At 61.8% G+C, this 21,070-nt stretch carries 18 protein-coding genes; 12 read left to right on the forward strand and 6 right to left on the reverse strand.

The window, feature by feature from the left end; genetic code table 11:
* Window positions 1–3 precede the first annotated feature (3 nt).
* Window positions 4–2,007 (forward strand): CocE/NonD family hydrolase, encoded by a 2,004-nt coding sequence (locus tag NE852_RS27690; RefSeq protein WP_258156886.1) that lies wholly within the window; start codon window positions 4–6, stop codon window positions 2,005–2,007.
* Between the two features lie 4 nt (window positions 2,008–2,011).
* Here the strand turns inward: NE852_RS27690 and NE852_RS27695 are convergent, their stop codons facing one another.
* A complete protein-coding gene (locus NE852_RS27695; protein WP_008529979.1) occupies window positions 2,012–2,923 on the reverse strand; it encodes an alpha/beta hydrolase in 912 nt (303 codons plus the stop codon).
* A 266-nt stretch (window positions 2,924–3,189) separates the two neighbouring features.
* On the opposite strand from NE852_RS27695, the gene NE852_RS27700 reads away from it, so the two are divergent.
* Together NE852_RS27700 and NE852_RS27705 are read left to right on the forward strand one after the other, a co-directional pair.
* Window positions 3,190–3,714, forward strand: coding sequence for an RNA polymerase sigma factor (locus NE852_RS27700; protein WP_008529980.1), 525 nt, complete (start codon window positions 3,190–3,192; stop codon window positions 3,712–3,714).
* Entirely contained in the window at window positions 3,711–5,792 is a 2,082-nt protein-coding gene (locus NE852_RS27705; RefSeq protein WP_008529982.1) for a VWA domain-containing protein, read from the forward strand. Before NE852_RS27700 ends, NE852_RS27705 begins: the two co-directional genes overlap by 4 nt.
* Window positions 5,793–5,847: 55 nt before the next feature.
* Here the strand turns inward: NE852_RS27705 and NE852_RS27710 are convergent, their stop codons facing one another.
* Complete coding sequence (locus tag NE852_RS27710) at window positions 5,848–6,774, reverse strand: SMP-30/gluconolactonase/LRE family protein (RefSeq protein WP_008529983.1); 927 nt, start codon at window positions 6,772–6,774, stop codon at window positions 5,848–5,850.
* A gap of 222 nt (window positions 6,775–6,996) precedes the next feature.
* Between NE852_RS27710 and NE852_RS27715 the strand changes: the two genes are divergently transcribed.
* Window positions 6,997–8,067, forward strand: coding sequence for a LacI family DNA-binding transcriptional regulator (locus tag NE852_RS27715; RefSeq protein ID WP_008529985.1), 1,071 nt, complete (start codon window positions 6,997–6,999; stop codon window positions 8,065–8,067).
* 8 nt (window positions 8,068–8,075) lie between these two features.
* Here the strand turns inward: NE852_RS27715 and NE852_RS27720 are convergent, their stop codons facing one another.
* Together NE852_RS27720 and NE852_RS27725 are read right to left on the reverse strand one after the other, a co-directional pair.
* Entirely contained in the window at window positions 8,076–9,107 is a 1,032-nt protein-coding gene (locus NE852_RS27720; RefSeq protein WP_008529987.1) for an L-idonate 5-dehydrogenase, read from the reverse strand.
* Window positions 9,108–9,117: 10 nt separating this feature from the next.
* A complete protein-coding gene (locus NE852_RS27725; protein ID WP_008529991.1) occupies window positions 9,118–10,059 on the reverse strand; it encodes a 2-hydroxyacid dehydrogenase in 942 nt (313 codons plus the stop codon).
* Between the two features lie 135 nt (window positions 10,060–10,194).
* Between NE852_RS27725 and NE852_RS27730 the strand changes: the two genes are divergently transcribed.
* From NE852_RS27730 to NE852_RS27765, 8 genes are all read left to right on the forward strand, one after another.
* The gene (locus NE852_RS27730; RefSeq protein WP_008529993.1) at window positions 10,195–10,959 is read left to right on the forward strand and encodes an SDR family oxidoreductase; all 765 of its coding nucleotides are present in this window, start codon (window positions 10,195–10,197) and stop codon (window positions 10,957–10,959) included.
* A 13-nt stretch (window positions 10,960–10,972) separates the two neighbouring features.
* Window positions 10,973–11,527: a gluconokinase gene (locus NE852_RS27735; protein WP_008529994.1), complete on the forward strand. Its 555-nt coding sequence runs from the start codon at window positions 10,973–10,975 to the stop codon at window positions 11,525–11,527.
* Window positions 11,517–12,410, forward strand: a complete 894-nt coding sequence (locus NE852_RS27740; RefSeq protein WP_008529995.1) for an NAD(P)-dependent oxidoreductase — start codon at window positions 11,517–11,519, stop codon at window positions 12,408–12,410. The genes NE852_RS27735 and NE852_RS27740 overlap by 11 nt, the downstream gene beginning before the upstream one ends.
* Before the next feature lie 111 nt (window positions 12,411–12,521).
* Window positions 12,522–14,018 carry a sugar ABC transporter ATP-binding protein gene (locus NE852_RS27745; protein WP_258156887.1) on the forward strand — a complete coding sequence of 499 codons (1,497 nt, stop codon included), beginning with the start codon at window positions 12,522–12,524 and terminating at the stop codon, window positions 14,016–14,018.
* Window positions 14,019–14,036: 18 nt separating this feature from the next.
* Window positions 14,037–15,077 carry an ABC transporter permease gene (locus tag NE852_RS27750; protein WP_008530000.1) on the forward strand — a complete coding sequence of 347 codons (1,041 nt, stop codon included), beginning with the start codon at window positions 14,037–14,039 and terminating at the stop codon, window positions 15,075–15,077.
* 50 nt (window positions 15,078–15,127) lie between these two features.
* Window positions 15,128–16,225 carry a substrate-binding domain-containing protein gene (locus NE852_RS27755; RefSeq protein WP_258156888.1) on the forward strand — a complete coding sequence of 366 codons (1,098 nt, stop codon included), beginning with the start codon at window positions 15,128–15,130 and terminating at the stop codon, window positions 16,223–16,225.
* Window positions 16,226–16,319: 94 nt separating this feature from the next.
* Entirely contained in the window at window positions 16,320–16,658 is a 339-nt protein-coding gene (locus NE852_RS27760; RefSeq protein ID WP_008530010.1) for a hypothetical protein, read from the forward strand.
* 652 nt (window positions 16,659–17,310) lie between these two features.
* Window positions 17,311–19,272, forward strand: coding sequence for a methyl-accepting chemotaxis protein (locus NE852_RS27765; RefSeq protein WP_008530011.1), 1,962 nt, complete (start codon window positions 17,311–17,313; stop codon window positions 19,270–19,272).
* Window positions 19,273–19,349: 77 nt separating this feature from the next.
* Here NE852_RS27765 and mctP read toward each other — a convergent pair whose 3' ends face one another.
* Window positions 19,350–20,825 carry a sodium:solute symporter family monocarboxylate transporter gene (gene mctP / locus NE852_RS27770; protein ID WP_008530012.1) on the reverse strand — a complete coding sequence of 492 codons (1,476 nt, stop codon included), beginning with the start codon at window positions 20,823–20,825 and terminating at the stop codon, window positions 19,350–19,352.
* Entirely contained in the window at window positions 20,815–21,012 is a 198-nt protein-coding gene (locus NE852_RS27775) for a DUF3311 domain-containing protein (protein WP_008530013.1), read from the reverse strand. Before NE852_RS27775 ends, mctP begins: the two co-directional genes overlap by 11 nt.
* Between the last annotated feature and the right edge of the window lie 58 nt (window positions 21,013–21,070).

A 21,070-nucleotide genomic window follows, 5' to 3' on the forward strand; every position in this document is an offset into this window, starting at 1 on the left:
AACATGGCCTCGCGCGGCTTCACCACGATCGAGAATGAATGGATCATGCTGAAGGATGGGACGCGGCTTGCCGCGCGCATCTGGATGCCTGACGGCGCGGACGACGACCCCGTTCCCGCCGTTTTCGAATTTCTGCCCTACCGCAAGAGGGACGGAACCAGCCCCAGGGATGAGTCGACCTATCCTGTCTTCGCAGCCGCGGGCATTGCCGGCGTGCGCGTCGATATCCGCGGCTCCGGGGAATCCGACGGCGTCATCGACGGCGAATATACCGAGCGTGAACTTGCCGATGCCTGCGAGCTGATCGCCTGGATTGCCGCGCAGCCATGGTCGAACGGATCGGTCGGCATGATGGGGATCTCCTGGGGCGGCTTCAACAGCCTGCAGGTCGCAGCGCTGCGACCGCCGGCGTTGAAGGCCGTCATCTCGATCGCCTCGACCGTCGACCGCTACAATGACGACATCCACTATAAGAACGGCTGCCACCTCTCCGCCCAGCTCTCCTGGGCGGCGACGATGCTCGGCTATCAGTCGCGTTCGCCCGATCCTGCCCTTGTCGGCGAGCGCTGGAAGGAGATGTGGCTGGAGCGCCTGGCGGGCGAACCTTTCTTCATGGAGGAGTGGCTTAGCCATCAGCGACGCGACGATTTCTGGCGTCACGGCTCGATCTCCGAGGATTTTTCCAGCATCGAGATCCCGACATTGGTGATCGCCGGCTGGGCGGACGGCTATCGCAATACGCCGCTGATGGCGGTCGAAGGCCTGGGCGGCAAAGCAAAGGCGCTGATCGGCCCCTGGGTGCACAAATATCCGCACTTCGCCTGGCCGAAGCCGCGCGTCGATTTCCATGGGGAAGCGATTGCCTGGTGGAACAAATGGCTGCGCGGCGAGGATAATGGGATCGACAACCTCCCCCAGGCTCGCGCCTATATTCTCGATGCCGTCAGCCCTGCCCCGCGGCGCGACAGCGATCCGGGCTTCTGGGTCGCGAAAGAGGTCTGGTCGCCGCCGCAGATGCAGTGCTTTTACGTCGAGCAATTCGGCAGGCTCACCGAAGGCATGCCGATCCAGCAGGCGCCCGAGCACCCTGCCTATCTGCGCTCGCCCCTCGATACCGGAACGGCATCCGGCGAATATTTCACCCTGAAGCCCGACGCCGAAATGGCGGTCGACCAGCGCTGCGACGATGCCGGTTCGCTGACCTTCGATACGATGCCGCTCGCGGGCGATCACGATTATCTCGGCCGGCCGGTGGTCACGCTCGGCCTGCGTTCACGGGCTGCAAGCGGAAATCTTTGCATGCGGCTCATCGATGTCCATCCGGATGGTACGGCAACGCGTGTCGCCTTCGGCGTCATTAATCTTGCCCACAGGGAAGGCAATGCCGATCCGAAACCGCTGGCACCGGATGAGAAAGTGTCGATCCGGCTGGTGCTCGATGCTTGCGGCTACCGCTTCCGCAAGGGGCATCGCATCCGTCTTTCGCTTTCGACGTCCTATTGGCCGATGATCCTGCCGCCGCCTGACGATGAAGGGATCGAGATCGATACAGCGTCGCTCGGCCTTGCCTTGCCGATGCTTGGCGAGCACCAAAGGGTCGACCTCAAGGAACCAGCCAATCCCGATCCCTTGCCGAAATACATCGAGCATGTGGGTGCGGCGACGAAGAGGCAGGTCGTCCGCGACCTTTCGGGCAACCGGACGGAGTATCATGTTCACGAGGATACCGGGCTCTACGAACACCCGCAGACGGGCCTGTCGACCCGGCAATTGCGGGAGGAAATCTGGTCGATTTCGCCTGACGACCCGCTGTCGATGAAGGGCATATCGACCTGGACTTGCGACATGCGCCGCCCTGGCTGGTTCGTGCGAAGCGTCGCGACCGCGCGGATTGCCTGTACCCGGACGGAATGGATCATTAGCGCCGTCGTCACCGCGCTTGAGGACGACGTGCAGGTCTTCGAAAAGATCTTTGCCGAAAAGCGGATCGCGCGCGACCTGATGTAAATCGTCAGGTCGCGGCAAAATGGCGGACGGCTTCGCAAATGGCGTGGAAGCCGTCGCGCGCGCCGTCGCTCATATGGCGGGCCCGCAGCCAGGCATGCACCATCTGCGGCTCTTCCCGGAACCACACTTCGACGCCCGCATCTGCAAGATGGGCGGCATATTGCCTGCCGTCGTCGCGAAGGGGATCGAAATGGGCGGCCGTGATGAAGGTCGGAGGGAGCCCGGCAAGCGAAGATGCGTGCAGCGGTTCGGCGATCGGATTTCCCACCGGCGCTTGCAGGATCTCGCGGTAATAAGCGACATCCGCCGTCGTCAGTCCGGGGGCGCCGGCCATTTCGACATAGGAACCCGTGTCGAGATCCCCGCCGAGCGCGGGATAGATCAGGACCTGGCCGACAATGCCGGGCAGGTCTTCGTCTCGTGCCCGCAGGGCAAGGCCTGCTGCTAGATTGCCGCCGGCGCTGTCGCCGATCAGCACGACCTTGTTGTTGGCGGAAAGCAGATGTTTCAAGACGGCAAAACCGTCATCCGTCTGTGCCGGCCAGCGATATTCGGGGGCCAGCCGATAATCGACGGAAACGAGTTCCGCCCCGGCAAAATCGGCGATCTCGGCGCAGATGGCATGATGGCTCTCGAGAGAACCGAGCACAAAGCCGCCGCCGTGAAGATAAAGCAGAATGGTCCGCGTGCCGATTTTACGCGGACGATAGCGCCGGATCGGTATGCGCTGGACCACGCCGTCGGCAAAGATCATGTCCGGAGGTAGGGGCCGGTCGAACCGCGCGCAAAGCGCGTCGTACCAATGCCGTTGCTGCTCGATCGGTGCTTCGACGGCATCGGCGGGATAGAAAGCGTCGCAAATCTCAAGAAACTGCAGGATGCCTTTTTCGGTGGGAACAGGCGATGGAGCGGACATGAAAGGTCCTTTCGATTTGGGACATGCAGATCCCGTGTCCCTGGCCGACTCTACCTTCATCATGCGCCCTCGTGATGGAGGCAACCTGTCCGGCAGCGACCCATGGATGTCGCGACGCTCCATTATTTTGAGCTCTGCATTTCGCCGCTTCGCATTCTTTCAGAAGAAAACGATAATTTTTTTGTCGTCGACCCAAGGAAAGCCATTGGAGAAACGTCTCAATCCCGAAATAGCATCTTGCTTGGTAGCTTGGGGGTAGGTGCGCATTGGATGCGGAGCTCATAGAACGGGCGCAGCGCGGTGACCGGGAGGCCTTCGGGCAACTGGTCTCGCGCCATTATGATTTCGTCCATGCGACGGCGTGGCGATGGTCGGGCAGTTCGACTGACGCGGACGACATCGCCCAGGAGGTCTGCGTCAAGCTCGGCGCGGCGATCCGCAGCTTTCGTGGCGCCAGCCGCTTCAGGACATGGCTCTACACCCTGACGCTCAATGCCGCGCGTGACCACAGGCGCAAGCTGGCTCGAGAAGAGCAGACATTCCGTGCCTATGCCGCCGAACCGCAGCCGGATGCGCCTAATGGAAATGATGCTGAGGTATCGAGCGAATTATGGGCGGCCGTGCGCGCTTTGCCGGAACGGCAGTGCGACGCTGTGCTGCTCGTCTATGGCGAAGGCCTCAGCCACTCCGCCGCCGCCGATGTCTTGGGCTGCTCGGAAACGACCGTATCCTGGCAGGTCCATGAAGCGCGCAAAAGGCTGAAGGCCATGCTCGGCAAGGAAGAGGTATGACCGTGGACAAGGAACTGGAAAAACTCTCCCGCACCACACCGCCCGCAGCCGATCCGGAGGCCCGTGCGCGTGCGCTTGCCGCTGCGATGCAGGCTTTCGACGACGCAGGAAATAATGCAGCCGCCGCCCAAGGAAATGCGAAGGGCTGGCGTCAAAGCTCCATCATCAACTGGATATGGAGCCCAGCCATGAACAAGAAATTCCTCGCCGGTTCAGCCCTTGCGACGCTGCTCGTCATTCCCGCCGCCGGTTATCTCGCGATCGAGCTGACCCGCAACCAACCGATCGTCGACCAGGAAAAGATCGCTGGCAACGTTGCGCAAAACAACGCGCCGAAACCGGTTGAACCCGCCACGGTCGCGCCTCGGCTTTCCGAGGCCTCGACCGAAGAGGACCGGCCGTCCCAGCCATCTGCCGCCAACGGCGCGCAAGCCTTGCAGGATAAAGTGCAGGAAGTAGCGAAGCCCGATGCATTCGAGAACAAGTCGGAGGATTCCGCCGCAGCACTCGGGCTGGCCAAACGCGCTGTTCCGGCAACTCCCGGCGCGATGGATGAGGGGCAGCTACTGGCCCAACCGATGGAGGCAGTCGCTCCCTCGCCCGCTCCGCCGGCGGAGGGCCGTGCCCAGATTCAGCTCGATCCCAACCGCGAACGCTTTGCCAATGCCGCGGCAAATCCCATCAAGAGCGTCGCTACCGATCCGGTTTCGACCTTCTCTGCCGATGTCGACAGCGCCTCCTATTCCTTCGTGCGCCGGTCGCTGACCGGCGGTGCGATGCCCGATCCGCAATCGGTTCGCGTCGAGGAGATGATCAACTATTTTCCCTATGACTGGCCGCGTCCCGAGAACGCCGATCAGCCCTTCAAGGCGACCGTGACCGTGATGCCGACACCGTGGAACCGTGACACGGAGCTGATGCATGTGGCGATCAAAGGCTATGACATCGCGCCGGCGACAGCGCCGCACGCCAATCTGGTCTTCCTGATCGACGTGTCGGGCTCGATGGACGAGCCGGACAAGCTGCCGCTTCTGAAGAGCGCTTTCCGGCTTCTGGTCAACAGACTGAAAGCCGACGACACCGTCTCGATCGTCACCTATGCCGGCAATGCCGGCACGGTGCTGGAGCCGACGCGCGTCGCCGAAAAATCGAAGATCCTGTCGGCGATTGACAGGCTTGAGGCTGGAGGTTCCACTGCCGGCGCCGAGGGCATCGAGGCTGCCTATGATCTGGCGAAGCGGGCCTTCGTCAAGGACGGCGTCAACCGGGTGATGCTGGCGACGGACGGCGACTTCAATGTCGGCCCGTCGAGCGATGAGGATCTGAAGCGCATCATCGAAGAGAAACGCAAGGACGGCATCTTCCTGACCGTTCTCGGCTTCGGACGGGGCAATCTCAACGATTCCCTGATGCAGACGCTGGCGCAGAACGGCAACGGCAGCGCCGCCTATATCGACACCCTGGCGGAAGCGCAAAAGACGCTGGTCGAAGAAGCCGGATCGACACTGTTTCCGATCGCCAAGGACGTCAAGTTCCAGGTCGAGTTCAATCCTGAGCGCATCGCCGAATACCGGCTGATCGGTTATGAGACACGCGCCCTCAACCGCGAAGATTTCAACAATGACCGTGTGGATGCCGGCGATATCGGCTCCGGCCACAGCGTCACGGCAATCTACGAGATCACACCCAAGGGAAGCCCGGCGGTGATGAACGACGACCTGCGGTACGGCGTGGCTGAGAAGGCGCCGGCCGCGACATCGGACAGCGCGCATCAGGGCGAGCTTGCTTTCGTCAAGATGCGCTATAAGCGGCCGGGCGAGGACAAGAGCGCCCTCATCACGACGCCGGTCGGCGACAGCAATGTGGTCGCGACCGTCGATGCAGCGCCGCAGGATGTGCGTTTCTCGGTGGCGGTCGCCGCCTTCGGCCAGAAACTGAGCCGCGTCGCCGCCCTCGATGCCTATTCCTACCAGGCGGTCGCCGATCTCGCCGCGGCATCGCGGGGCACGGATCCCTTCGGCTACAGATCGGATTTCCTCGGCCTCATCAGGCTGGCTGACAGCCTCGGTCAGCGGTGAGTGAGAGGCGTCAAAAAGCGAGGCCGCCCGGAAGGGCGGCCTCGTCTGCATGAGATTACCCCGGCCTTGACCCGTTGGCCGTGAGATAAACGGCGTAGAGAGATGTAGTCCCGGTGATGAACAGACGGTTCAGTTTCTCACCGCCGAAAGCGACGTTGGAAACGATCTCGGGAATATGGATCTTGCCGAGCAGCGTGCCATCCGGATCATAGGCGTGCACGCCGTCGGCCGCACTCGTCCAGATCCTGCCTTTCCGGTCCACCCGAAAGCCGTCGAACATGCCGGCGGTGCATTCTGCGAAAACACCGAGGTCGCTCAGTGTCCCGTCGCCTGATATCGCGAGCTTTCGGATATGGCGCGGACCACCCGGCAGATGCGAGGCACCAGTGTCGGCAACGTAGAGAACCGTCTCGTCGGGCGAGAAAGCCAGACCGTTCGGCTTGATGAAATCCGACGTCATCTGATCGGTCGCCCCTGTTGCCGGATCATGCCGGTAGACATGGCATCCGCCGATTTCCTCTTCACCGTAGTCGCCTTCATAGTCGTGAAGAATGCCGTAGCTCGGATCGGTGAACCAGACCGTGCCGTCGGACTTGACGGTCACGTCGTTCGGAGAATTGAGCCGCCTGCCCGCGATCCGGTCGGCGAGCACGCTGACCTTGCCGTCGAACTCCGTCCGCGTGACCCGGCGCGTCAGATGCTCGCAGGTGATCAGCCGGCCCTGATTGTCGACGGTGTTGCCGTTCGAATTGTTGCTGGGTGAGCGGAATACGGAAGTGTGACCGCTGGTATCGTCATAGCGCATCATCCGGTTGTTGGGGATATCAGAGAAAACCAGATAACGGCCAGCGGCAAACCAGGCAGGTCCTTCCAGCCAGCGGCCGCCCGTCCAAAGGCGCTCGACGCGCGCGTGGCCAACGAAGCAGCTTTCGAAGCGCGGGTCGAGAACCTCAAACCCCGTACCTTCGATTTCCCCGAACATGATATTTCCTCCCGTCCCATATTGTTATCGATATCACAATGCCGCTACTTTCGCACGACGTACAGACCTCGGTGCGCCGGCACATGCAGAAATCCAGCCGGAATCCGGATTTTCAGGCTGTGGAGCGGCGCATTCATCCAACAATATCGATTGTGCGATGATAGCGATAACTTTATCGTGTCCTGAGTTGCCCACTCAGAAGCTGTTTGAAAGCGGAGATCAGTGAAAAACGAGGATGAGCCGAAAGACAAGCGCCTCAAGCCGGGAGACGCCCAAAAGCTGACGATGGCGGAAGTCGCCAAATATGTCGGCGTATCGGCCATGACCGTTTCGCGCGCCTTTCGCCAGGATGCGAGTGTTTCCGAAGAGACCCGAAAGCGCATCATGGAGGCCGTCGACGCGCTCGGCTACGTGCTGGATCTCTCCGCCGGCAGTCTTTCGTCGAGGCGCAGCGGCTTTATCGCCGCGCTCGTGCCCTCCATCAACAATTCGAATTTCTCCGACACCGCGCGCGGCATCACCGACGCCCTGGAGAATACCGGCCTTCAGCTTCTTCTAGGCTATACCGATTATGCCGCGGAGAAAGAGGAAAAGCTGATCGAGGCGATGCTGCGCCGGCGCCCGGAGGGCATCATCCTGACAGGCGGGTCGCATACCGACCGCGCGCGGCGCATGCTCGAAAAAGCCGGCATCCCTGTGGTCGAGACCTGGGAGCTTCCGGAGGAACCAATCAATCATGTCGTCGGTTTTTCAAACACAGAGGCGATGGCCCTGCTGGTACGAACACTTGCCAACCAGGGGTATCGGAAGTTCGGCTACATAGGCGGGACGACGGCGCGCGATACGCGCGGCAGCCAGCGGCGAAGCGGCTTTCTGAAGACCGTCGAAGAACTGGGCCTGGGACCGGGGCGGGCGATTTCCTTCGGCGTGCCGCCCATTACCATGGAACAGGGCGGTCAGGCGATCGTCAGTCTTCTGGAACGCTGGCCGGACACGGAAGTCGTTCTCTGCGTCTCCGACCTTTCCGCCTTCGGCGCGATCATGGAGTGCACCCGCAGGGGAATGAAAGTGCCTCGGGACATAGCGATTGCCGGTTTCGGCGACTACGAGATCTCGTCGATCTGTCATCCCAGCATTACGACCATCAATGTGGACTGCTACGGTATCGGCCGCCAGGCCGCCGCCCGCCTGCTGGATGCCTTGCAGGGCGGCGGCTCGGCCGGCAACGACATCACGTTGACCAGTTACAAGGTCGTGCTGCGCGAAAGCACGGATCGCGGCGGCGCCAAGTAGCGTAGACGTCAAAAGGCGATCTGCACTTTCATGGATCTGCTGCGGTCGCTTGCCAGTTCGAAAGCGGCGATGGCCTCGTCGATTGCAAAGACACCCGTCAACAGCGGCTTCAGGTCGACGCGACGCGCATTGATCAACTCGACGGCAAGCCCAAACTCTTCGTGGAAACGGAATGTCCCGCGCATCTCGATTTCCTTGGCAACGATCACGTTCTGCGGAATGGAGACATCGCCGCCGAGGCCAAGCTGCACGAGAACGGCGCGGGGCCTTAACACCTCCAGGCCCCCGCGCACCGCCCGTTCATTGCCTGACGCTTCGAACATGACGTCGAAATATCCCTTGTCGGCGCCATAGGCCGCAAGGTCGGCTGCGTCAGTGGCAACGTTGATCGTGCGGTCCGCGCCGCTGGCGCGGGCAATCGCGAGCACGCTGTCGGTCACGTCGGTCGCGACGATCTCGCGGGCGCCGAGAACGCGCGCCGCAACGATCGACAACATCCCGATCGGGCCGCAACCGGTGACCAGCACCCGCTTGCCGAGCAGCGATCCGGCGCGGTTTGCCGCATGCAGCGTCACCGCGAAGGGTTCGGCGAAGGCGGCCTGGTGGATCGAAATGCCGTCGGCGACCTTGTGGCATTGCCAGCGCTCCGCGACCAGCCGCTGGCGAAAGCCGCCCTGAATATGCGGCATCGGCATGGCGCTGCCGTAAAACCGCATGTTGAGGCAGTGGTTCTGCTGCCCCTTCAGGCAATATTGGCAATGGTTGCATGGCCGGCTCGGCGAAACCGCGACACGGTCTCCGACCGCAAGGTCGGTGACGCCGGAACCCAGCGCCTTCACCGTGCCGGCTATTTCATGACCGAGGATCATCGGTTCGCGCAGCCGGACGGTGCCGAAGCCGCCGTGATTGTAATAGTGCAGGTCGGAACCGCAGATGCCGCCGGCTTCGATGGCGATTTCCACTTGCCCTGCTCCCGCAACCTCCGGCTCGCGCTCCTCGATCCTCAGATCCTTGGCGGCATGAATGACGATGGCTTTCATATCGGGATCCTCACACGACGGGAGTTGGGAGCGCGCTACCTGCAAAATGCGCAGCGAGATTGTCTCTGACCAGCTGGCCCATGGCCTTGCGGGTTTCGACAGTGCCAGAGCCGTGGTGGGGCTGCAACACGACGTTTTGCAGGCTGAGGAAACGCGGATCGATCCTCGGCTCGTTGAGGAAGACATCAAGGCCCGCGGCCTCGATGGTGCGGTCCTGAAGCGCTGCGATCAGCGCCTGTTCATCGACGGTCGTCCCGCGCGAGACATTGATCAATATGCCGTTCGGCCCCAGGGCCTTGAGCACCTCCGCGTTGATGATTTTCACCGTCGCCTCCCCTCCGGGAACGATGACGATCAGGAAATCGGCCCAGCCGGCGAGCGCGATCAGTTCGGGTTCGTAAGCATAGGGAACGTCCGTGTGGTCGTGGCGGGCAAAATAGGAGATGTTGCAGCCGAAGGCGGCGGCGCGCTTGGCGATCGCCTTGCCTATCCGTCCCATGCCGACGATCCCGACCTTTTTGCCCGAGACCCGCGTCACCAACGGCATGGCAACACTGCCCCACAATCCCGAGCGGACGAGAATATCGGCCTGCGGAATCTGCCTTGCCGTGGCGAGCAGCAATCCGATCGCGATATCTGCGACATCCTCGGTGAGCACGTCAGGGGTATTCGTCACGCGAATGCCGTTGGCGCGCGCATAGGACAAATCGATTGCATCGGTGCCGACGCCGTAACAGGAGACGATTTCCAGCTTCGGCAATTGCGCCATCAGCTCGGCGGAGGCCCCGAGTTCGCCGCGGGTGGCGATGGCGCGGATATCCTTGCCGACCCGCGCGATCAGGGCCTGCCGATCCGTCGCCTCCCACAGGCGATGGACGCGGTAGTTCGCCTCCAGATCGATCATATCCCATTCCGGATATGATCCGGTCATCAAGATTTCTACCTCAGGCATTCCGTTTCCATCCCGCATTTTGTCGGTTGATTATGTTATCGATAACATATAATTCGAAAGAGGGATGTCAAGTATGTTTCACCGTGAGCGGCCGCGTGAGCTGTCGCCGGCGGCGAGACAGGAGGAGCTGTTTGCATGAAGAACCTGTTTGATCTGACCGGCCGCCGTGCCCTGATCACCGGCTCGAGCCAGGGGATCGGCTACGCCCTGGCCGAAGGTCTGGCGCAATATGGCGCCGAGGTCATCATCAATGGCCGCACGCCAGAAAGCGTCGAGCGCGCGGTCGAGAGTCTCAAGGGCCAAGGCCTGTCGGCCCACGCGGCGATCTTCGATGTGACCAGCAAGGAGGCTGCCAAACAGGGTGTCGCCACGATCGAAGCTGATATCGGGCCGATCGACATCCTGATCAACAATGCCGGCATGCAGTTTCGCACGCCGCTGGAAGATTTCCCGGCTGACAAATGGGAATTGCTGCTGACCACCAATATTTCGAGCGTGTTTTACGTCGGCCAGGCGGTGGCGCTGGGCATGATCGCCCGCGGCCAGGGCAAGATCATCAACATCGCCTCGGTTCAAAGCGAACTGGCGCGCCCCGGCATCGCTCCCTATACCGCGACCAAAGGTGCCGTGCGCAATCTGACCCGAGGCATGTGCGCCGATTGGGCCAAGCACGGCCTGCAGATCAACGCGATTGCGCCGGGCTATTTCAAGACGCCGCTCAACCAGGCGCTCGTCGATAATCCCGAATTTTCCTCCTGGCTTGAGAAACGCACGCCGGCCGGCCGCTGGGGTAATGTCGACGAACTGGTCGGTGCGGCCGTCTTCCTGTCAGGCCCCGGTTCGTCCTTCATCAACGGGCATACGCTTTATGTCGACGGCGGCATTACGACCTGCCTTTAGGGGAGGTGAGCCGATGAATCTTGAAGGAAAAGTGCTGCCGCTGGCCATTGTCGTCATGGGCGTCAGCGGCTGCGGAAAATCCTCTGTCGGAGGGCGCATCGCCGCGCAATACCGGCTGCCTTTTCTGGAGGGCGATCAGCTTCACCCTGCTCGCAATGTCGAGAAGATGGCGCAGGGCATACCGCTGAGCGACGAGGACCGCCTGCCTTGGCTCGACCGGATCGGCGAGGAAATAAGGGCCGCGCAAGATGCGTCGCAGGGCTTGGTGATTTCGTGCTCGGCGCTGAAGAGAAACTATCGGGACCGGTTGCGGCAGGCGGCGGGCGGTCGGCTGGCCTTCGTTTTCCTCGAGGGCACGCGCGAGCTGCTGCTGTCGCGGATGCAGGCGCGCCAAGGCCATTTCATGCCGGCCTCCCTGCTCGACAGCCAGCTGCAGACGCTGGAGCCGCCGACTGGTGAGCCCGGTGTCGTGACGGTGGCGATCGATATGGCTTTGAATGATATGGTGGCGCTGGCTTGTGAGAGGCTCAGCGGCGCGGCCAGCAAGGGAGGATTTCATGCAGGATGACTACAGAGCAGATGTCGCCGTCATTGGTGCCGGCATCATGGGAACGGCGATCGTTACGCGATTGATCGAGACCGGACACCAGGTATCCGTCTTCGATCTGGATGCCGAGAAAGTCGCGGCGCTGGAAGCCAAGGGGGCTCGCGCTACGAGCTCCGTGGAGGATGCGGTCGCCGTGTCGCAGTTCTGCATACTCAGCCTCAATCACGCAAACATCGTGCGCGCCGTCGTTTTCGGCGAAAAAGGTGTCGCGGCGGCGGCGAATGCCGGCAAGCTGCTGATCGACATGTCCTCGATCGACCCCGCCGAGACGGCCGATATGGCGGCGCGGTTGCGGACGGAAACGGGGATGGCATGGGTGGATTGCCCGCTCTCCGGCGGCGTGCCCGGCGCGCTGAACGGCAAGCTCACCATCATGGCCGGCGGCAGCCCGGACGATTTCGAACGGGCGCGCGTGGTGATGCGGCATCTTGCCGCCAATTACACGCTGATGGGCGCATCCGGCGCCGGACAGACGACCAAGCTGATCAATCAGCTCTTTTGCGCCGTGCTGTTTCAGGCTGTCGCGGAAGCCGTCAAGCTCGCGGAAGCCGGCGGCGTCGATCCGGCCGCCATTCCGGCAGCCCTTGCCGGCGGCCGTGCCGACAGTCGGATCATGCAGGAATTCATGGCGAAATTCGCTGCCCGCGATTTCTCGCCGACAGGCAGGATAGACAACATGCTGAAGGACCTGGATTCGCTTCAGGCCTTCGCGTTGAAAACGAAGACGCCGCTGCCGATGACGGGCGCTGTCGTCGAAATCCACCGCCTGCTCTGCGCCGCCGGCCTCGGCCCGAAGGACTCTGCCGAAATGATGCGTCTTCTCGACGGATTTCAGGCCGACTGACGTCAATCACCAGCGGGAAATGCGAGATCGTCATCTTTCCGCTTGACCATCGATAAATGTTATCGATAACATATGTTCACGATAACAACTGCAGCTTTGGGAGGAGCCACAGTGGAAGCGAAAAGACTGCTGGAGTTCCAGTCGATCACCAAAACCTTCGGCGGCACGCAGGCGCTGCGTGACGTCTCGATTGACCTGCGCGAGGGAGAGATCCTTGCGCTGCTGGGGGAAAACGGCGCCGGCAAATCGACGCTGATCAAGACGCTCGCGGGCATCTACAAGCCCGATGCTGGCGACATCCTCTTCCGCGGCCAAAGCTATCACCATCGTCCTCCGAAGCCGAACGAGCGGCAGCCGGTTGCCTTCATCCACCAGGATCTCGGCTTGATCGAATGGATGACCGTCGGTGAGAATATGGGCCTGTCGCAGGGCTTCTCGATGCGCCGCGGCCTGATCGATTGGAACAGGACGCAGGCGCGCGCCAAGGAAGCCCTGAAGCTGGTCGGCTGTGACTTCGATCCCACCACCCGGGTTTCGGCGCTGTCGCGCACGGAAAAATCGCTCGTTGCCATTGCCCGCGCGCTTGCCGTCGAGGCCGACGTTCTCGTGCTCGACGAGCCGACGGCGAGCCTGCCCGCCGATGAAGTCGACCGGCTGTTCAATGCGATCCGCCCTCTGAAGGATCGCGGCGTCGGCATGATCTACGTCTCCCACAGGCTCGACGAGATTTTCCGCATCGCCGACCGGGTCGCGGTTCTGCGCGATGGCTGCATGGTCGGACAGAAGCCCGTCAGCGAGACCACGCCCGATGAACTGGTGACGATGATCATCGGCCGCAGCGGCGACAGTCTCTTTTCCAAGACCGAGATCAAACGGGGCAAGGCGATCGTCAAGGTCCGCGATCTCGTTTGCGCAGGCACGAGTCCGATATCCTTCGATATTCGCGAAGGTGAATTGCTCGGCCTTGCAGGCTTGCGCGGCGCCGGCCAGGAACGTATCGGCCGCGCACTCTTCGGTTGCGAGCCATTCGGCGGCTCGGTTCTGCTGCATGACCAAGCTCCGGATCTTTCGAGCCCGCTGCGGGCCATGACGTCGGGCATCGGATTGATCGCCCGTGACCGGACTGAGGAATCGGTCGCGCTCTCGCTTTCCATTCGGGAAAACACCTACATCAATCCCGGCGCAGTCGGTCGCGGGCTTTTCTCCTTCCTGTCGCCGCGCGGCGAAGCGGACCTCGCTCATAAGATCGGCCACTCCGTCGGTCTGCGGCCGAACGACCCCGATCTGCCGGTGGAGGCGCTCTCCGGCGGCAATCAGCAAAAGGTCGTCGTCGGCCGCTGGCTGGCGACCGGCCGCAAGCTGCTGATCGCCGAAGATCCGACCGCTGGCGTCGACATCGGCGCGCGTGCCGAGATCTACCGCCTGATTACCAAGGCGCTCGAAGCCGGCCTCGCGGTCGTCGTGGTTTCGACGGACTTTGAGGAGATCGCCCACATCTGCCACCGCGCGCTGGTCTTCTCGCGCGGGAAAATCGTCAGCGAATTGACTGGAAGCGCCCTGACGACGGAGGCGGTCATCACGGCGGCCTCCGCGTCGGAAGCCGCTTGAGCCATCGGGAGAACAGCTATGCAATCCATTGAATCCACGGCTCTGGAGCCCACAAAGAGCGAAATGGCCGGCCTCTCCGCCGGACAGAAGATCGGCCGCCTGATCCCGGTCTATGGGCTCGTGATCCTGACTGTCGGGCTGATCGTCCTCTTCTCGATCCTGCTGCCCGATACGTTCCCAACCGTTTTGAACGTCCGCTCGATCGTCTCCGACAAGGCGATCATCGCGCTTCTGTCGCTCGCCGCAATGATCCCGATGGCATCGGGCCGCATCGATCTGACCGTGGGCTACGGCATCGTGCTCTGGCACATCCTCGCGATCAGCCTGCAGACGGTCTACGGCCTGCCTTGGCCTGTCGCGGTCCTCATCGTTCTTGCGCTCGGCATTCTCACCGGCTTCATCAACGGGCTGCTGGTCGAGGTTGCGAAGATCGACAGCTTCATCGCCACGCTCGGGACAGGAACTGTCCTCTATGCACTTGCCCTTTGGCACACCGGCGGCCGGCAGGTGGTCGGCGTCCTGCCAGAAGGTTTCTACGCGCTGAACGGCACCATGCTGTTCGGCCTCCCCATCACCGGTTTTTACGTGCTTTTGATCGCAATCTGCATGTGGATCGTACTCGAATACCTGCCGATCGGCCGTTATCTCTACGCCATCGGCGCCAATCCCAAGGCTGCGGCGCTCAACGGCATTCCGGTGCGGAAATTCGTGATCGGCGCGTTCGTGACGTCGGGGCTGCTGGCGGCTCTGACGGGGGTCCTGCTCGCCTCGAAGCTGCGCATCGGCCAGGCGAGCGTCGGCCTCGAATATCTCCTGCCGGCGCTCGTCGGCGCCTTCCTTGGGTCGACGACGATCAAGCCGGGACGGGTGAATGTCTGGGGGACGCTCATCGGCGTCATCATCCTGGCGGTCGGGATATCGGGAATTCAGCAATTCGGCGGGTCGTTCTTCGTCGAACCGCTGTTCAACGGCGTAACCCTTCTGATCGCCATCGGCATAGCAGGTTACGCCCAGCGCAAGCGCGGGGCCGTGAGGAGGATCACGCCCGCATCCAAGTGAGGATGCCGGTTCACCGGTATTCGACAACAAACAAAACAAGAGGAGTGAACATGAAGCGCAGGACTTTATTGCAGGCAACGGTCGCAACCGTCGCCGTTATGCTCAGTGTGCCGGCACTGGCCGATCCCGTGGGCGACGCCAAGGCTGTGGTGGAGAAATATGCTTCCAAGGTGAGCGCCTGGGATGGCCCGACGAGCGGCCCCAAGGGTGCCGCCGGCAAGAACATCGTCATCCTCGCCGCCGATATGAAGAATGGCGGCATTCTCGGCGTGGCCAATGGCGTTCAGGAAGCGGCGGGCGCGCTCGGCTGGACGGTGAAGGTGCTCGACGGCGCCGGTTCGATCGGGGGACGGACCGCGGCTTTCGGCCAGGCCATGGCGCTGAAGCCCGATGGCATCATCATCAACGGCTTTGACGCCGTCGAGCAGAAGCCGGCGATGGAAGCGGCCAAGGCCGCGGGCATTCCGATGGTCTCCTGGCACGCCGCCTCGGCGGTCGGTCCGGTTCCCGAAGTCGGCGTCTTCGCCAACGTCACCACCGATGCAATGGAAGTATCGAAGTCTGCGGCAGACTGGGCCTTTGTCGATGCCGGCGGAAAGCCTGGTGTCATCATCTTCACCGACTCCACCTATGCGATCGCGATTGCCAAGGCCGATCGCATGAAGAAGGAGATCGAGGATCTCGGCGGCACTGTGCTCGAATATGTCGACACGCCGATCGCCGAAACCTCCCAGCGCATGCCGCAGCTTACCACGTCGCTTCTGCAGAAGTACGGCGCGAAGTGGACGCATTCGCTCGCGATTAACGACCTCTATTACGATTTCATGGGGCCGTCGCTTGCCTCGGCCGGCATTGCCGGTGATGGAAAACCGGTCAACGTCGCTGCCGGCGACGGTTCGGAGAGCGCCTATCAGCGTATCCGCGCCAAGCAGTACCAGGCCGTTACGGTGGCCGAGCCGCTCAATCTCCAGGGCTGGCAGCTCGTCGACGAACTGAACCGCGCCTTCGCGGGCGCCCCATGGTCAGGCTACGTGTCGCCGCTGCATGTGGTCACCAGCCAGAACGTCGAATTCGACGGCGGACCGAAGAACAGCTTCGATCCCGATAACGGCTATCGCGATCAGTACAAGAAAATCTGGGGCAAATAAGCCCTCCCGAGGGCGTATCGACTGATACGCCCTCTCCTCCGCCACACTGCCTCAACATCGATCCAGCTCCGGCGAGTTTTGGAAAAGAGAACCCATGATCATTCGTTATGCTTTGTTTGAAGGCGAAATCCATCGCGGAAGAGAAGAGGAATTCCGCGACTTCGTAAGGCAACGGCTCGTCCCTCTGTGGACGAAATTCCCAGGCGCCGAGGAAGTTCGGGTGCTTGATGGGATGGAGCGCGACGAAGGCGCCCCGGTTTACGCGATGGCGCTCGCCATTCGTTATCCCGATATGGAAGCGGTGAATGCAGCCCTGCGCTCCGATGTGCGCTTCGAAAGCCGCGAGGTGACCGGAGAGCTCCTGAAGCTCTTCACGGGCAAAGTCCATCATCACGTCTTCTCGGCCAATGAGTATCCACCGGCTCTTGCCTGACATCAACTGATCGCGAGGGCGCCAAAGATTGGCAGCCCTTAAGACAGCCGATATTGAAAGAACCTCAAGGCGCCCGCGGGCAAGCACTCCGGGCGCTTTTTCCATGCCCCGTCCTAACGGCCCAACAGAGCGATCGCCTCTGTACGCGCTTCGGGACGATTTTTCCTCGGGCGTCTAGACCGCCGCACGAATCGGCAAAGTCGTTTGCCGAGATCACTGTCGTATGTGAGGGCGCGGGGGATGGAACGGTCTTTCTTGCAACAACAGATATATGCCAATTGTCTCCGGCAACTTGGCATACTCTTTCCGATGTACAGTTTAGTTCATTTTGCGCGAAGAATGTCGGAAAAATATACGAAAAGCGCGACGTATCGATGCCCTGCCGTCTGCGTTTACATTCTCTAAAATATATTCGCCTAATTTTTTTGGGATGTTGGAGCGACGTTCGCAGGATCGTCACCGACGCCATGATGGCGGCCGGGCACTCGCAATCTCACATGAAATCGACGTTTCTATTCGACGCACGTCTGGCAGCGCCGGCGAGATGCGGCGCATTCGGGACAGATCAAGCTCCATACGTGAACGAGATGTGACGAACGACCCTGCCGGCCAGACATCTTTGACAAACCGCGCCGACACGATGGAGGTGACAATGAAGAGCATTAAGAGTTTCGGGATCGGGGTGCGCCTCACCCTTGGTTTCAGCTTCCTGCTGCTGCTGATGGCTGGGCTCACCATCTATTCGGCGGTGAAGGTTGCCGAGATCAACAGCAATCTTGAAACGATCAACGACGTCAACAGCGTCAAGCAGCGGTTTGCCATCAACTATCGCGGCAGCGTGCACGATCGGGCCATCGCCATTCGCGACGTGACCCTGGTGACCTCGGCGGATGAACGCAAGGCCGCCGAGGCCTTGATCGAAAAGCTGGCGGCGACTTACGCCGAGAACGAAAAGCGCATGGCCGATATGATTGCATCTCCGGCTGGTGCGACGGACCAGGAAAAGACCATCCTCGGCGAGATTGCCGACATACAGGCAAAGACCAATCCTCTCGTCGCCCAGATTATCGCGCTGCAGGAAAAGGGCGACGGCGAGGCTGCCCGTAAGATCCTGCTCGAACAGGCCCGGCCCGCCTTTGTCGCCTGGCTCGGCGCCATCAACAAATTCATCGATTACCAGGAGGCGCTGAACAAATCGGTCGGCGGCGACGTCCGCAGCACGGCGAGCGGCTTCAAGCCGATCGCGCTGACGGCGCTCGCCATTGCGGCTGTTCTTTCCATCATTGCCGCCGCCATCACCGCACGCACGATCGTCGGCCCGCTGGCAAAGCTTCAGCTTTCGCTGAAAGCGATGGCCGAGGGCAATCTCGATGGTGATCGCCGTCTCGAAGCGCGGGGCGATGAGATCGGCAAGCTCGCGCGGGCCGTCGCCGGCCTGCGTGACGCGATTTCGGCAAAGGCGGAACGGGAAGCGGACGTGGAAACCAAGCGGGCCGTAGCGGAACGGCATCGGCTCGAGCAGGATGCCGACGAACGCCGGACGCTGGCCGAGCAAACGGACAAGGCCGTCAGCCAACTGGGCAATGCATTGCAGGCGCTGGCCGACGGCGACCTGACGCAGCAGCTCGACACGCCGTTCATTCCGTCGCTGGAAAAGCTCCGGGCCGACTTCAACGCCGCGGTGGAAAAACTGCGTGCCGCCATGCAGAAGGTTGCCCATAATGCGAGCGCAATCGCGGCTGGCGCACAGGAGATCCGCTCCGCTTCGGACGATCTTGCCAAGCGGACCGAACAGCAGGCTGCCTCGGTCGAGGAAACCGCCGCCGCCCTGGAGGAGATCACGACGACCGTCGCCGACTCGAGCAACAGGGCTCAGGAGGCCGGACAGCTTGTTCGCAAGACGAAGGACAATGCGGAACGCTCCGGCAGCGTCGTCCGGGATGCGGTCGATGCCATGGGCAAGATCGAATCGTCAGCCACCGAAATCGGCAGCATCATCGGCGTCATCGACGAGATCGCCTTCCAGACCAACCTGCTTGCGTTGAATGCCGGCGTCGAAGCCGCCCGCGCCGGTGAAGCCGGCAAGGGTTTTGCCGTCGTTGCCCAGGAAGTGCGCGAGTTGGCGCAGCGTTCCGCCAAGGCGGCGAAAGAAATCAAGGAACTGATCAACGCATCGAATGGCCATGTGAAGAGCGGTGTCGCCCTGGTCGGCGAGACCGGAAAAGCGCTGCAGGAAATTGCGGTACAGGTGCAGCAGGTCGACGGCAATGTGGGTGCCATTGTCGGCGCGTCGCAGGAGCAGGCGACGGGGCTGAAGGAGATCAATGCCGCTGTCAGCAAGATGGACCAGGGCACACAGCAGAACGCCGCCATGGTTGAAGAGGCGACGGCGGCAGCCCACAATCTCGCCAAGGAAGCCGATGCCCTATTCCAGCTTCTGGGCCAGTTCAACATCGGAGGAGCAGTGGCCCCGAAGCGGATATCGCAACCCGCCGTCGCGGCGCACCATACTCAACCCGTGGCTTCGCCCGCGCGCCAGATGATTGCCAAGGTGGGCAAGTCGTTCCAGGCGAATGGAAACGCCGCATTGGCCGGCAATTGGGAAGAGTTCTGAATCGCGCGATCTCCCATCAGCTTCCGCTGAAGCACAAGCGACGAAGGGCAGCGTTTGCTGCCCTTCGCATTTTTATCCTACGCGCGTGCCGGAGCCCTGGCCGGAAGCAGCGCGTTGATCACGACCGCGACGGTGATGTTTGCCGCCAGCGCCAGCAGGCCCGTATAGACGGTGAAGGGTTCGCCGCCGAGGCTCACCAGATGCAGAGGCTTCCAGCCCGCGTCCCAGACGAGGAAGGTGCCGCCGCAGAAGCCGACGAACCAGCCGGCAAGCAGGCCGGGGGCACGGAACCAGTTGGTGTAGAGGCCGAAGACCAGAGCCGGAAGCGTCTGCAGGATCCAGATGCCGCCGAGCAGCTGCAGGTCGAGTGCAAATTGCGTCGGCAGGAAGATGATGACGAGAAGCGCGCCGACCTTCACGACGAGCGACGTCACCTTCGCGACCTTAGCCTCTCCCGCATCGCTGACTTTGGGATCGACATAGGCTTTCCAGAAATTGCGGGTGAAGAGATTGGCGGCGCCGATGCTCATCACTGCCGCAGGCACCAGTGCACCGATTGCGATCGCCGCAAAGGCGAAGCCGGAGAACCATCCCGAAAACAGCGTCTTGAACAGCGTGGGAACGACGTCGTTCGCACTGTCGAGCTTCAGGTTGGCGGCATGGCCCATATAGCCGAGGAGTGCCAGAAGGCCGAGCAACAGCGTATAAGCGGGCAGCATGATCGCATTCTTGCGGATCGTCTTGCCACTATTGGAGGCGAAGATGCCGGTCAGCGTATGCGGATACATGAAGGCGGCGAGCGCCGAACCCAAAGCAAGCGTGGCATAGGCGACATATTGATTGCCGCCGAGCAGCAGATTGCCGGAGCCCTTGGCCTGGAAGGCTGCATCGGCCGAGGCGAAGACATTCGCATAGCCGCCGAGTTTCGACGGGATGAGCGCTACCGCCGCAATCACGACGATATAGATCATGATGTCCTTGACGAAGGCGATCAGCGCCGGCGCGCGCAGGCCCGCCGAATAGGTATAGAGCGCCAGCACGATGAAGGCGATCGCCAGCGGCAACTCGCCATGCAGCCCGAGCGCCTTCAGGACCGCCGTCATGCCGACGAGCTGGAGGGCGATGTAAGGCATGGTGGCGATGACGCCGGTTGCCGCGACGGCAAGTTCGAGACCGCGCGAGCCGTATTGGCCGTGCACGACGTCGGCGGCCGTCACATAGCCGAAATCCTTGGCGCGTTTCCACAGCACAGGCATGACCATGAAGACGAAGGGATAGACGACGATGGTGTAAGGCAGTGCGAAGAAGCCGTAGGCGCCGACCGTGTAGACGAGCGCCGGAACGGCGATCACGGTATAGGCGGTGTAGAAATCGCCGCCGACGAGGAACCAGGTGATCCAGGTGCCGAAGTTGCGTCCGCCGAGGCCCCATTCATCGATATGGGCGAGCGTCTCCGGTTTGCGCCAGCGGCTCGCGATGAAGCCCATGACGGTGACAAGGGCAAAAAAGAAGATGAAGACGGCAAGCGCCGTGCCGTTGATGTCACTCGTCATGGCCAACGCTCCGATAGGCGATCCAGGTCAACGTCGCGGTGATCGGCACCCAGAGAAGCTGATACCAATAGAAGAAAGGGAAGCCGAAAAGCGACGGTTCGCGGAGATTGTAAAATGGCGGCCAGAGCAGACCTATATAGGGAATGATCAGCAGCCAGAGCGCTGCCTTGCTACGTGGTTTTTCCATGTCGGATACCTTTCAGGCGCCGCAGGCGGCGGTCGCCATGTTCCAGTTGTCGGCGTGG

Source organism: Rhizobium sp. Pop5 (genome assembly GCF_024721175.1).
Taxonomy (GTDB): domain Bacteria; phylum Pseudomonadota; class Alphaproteobacteria; order Rhizobiales; family Rhizobiaceae; genus Rhizobium.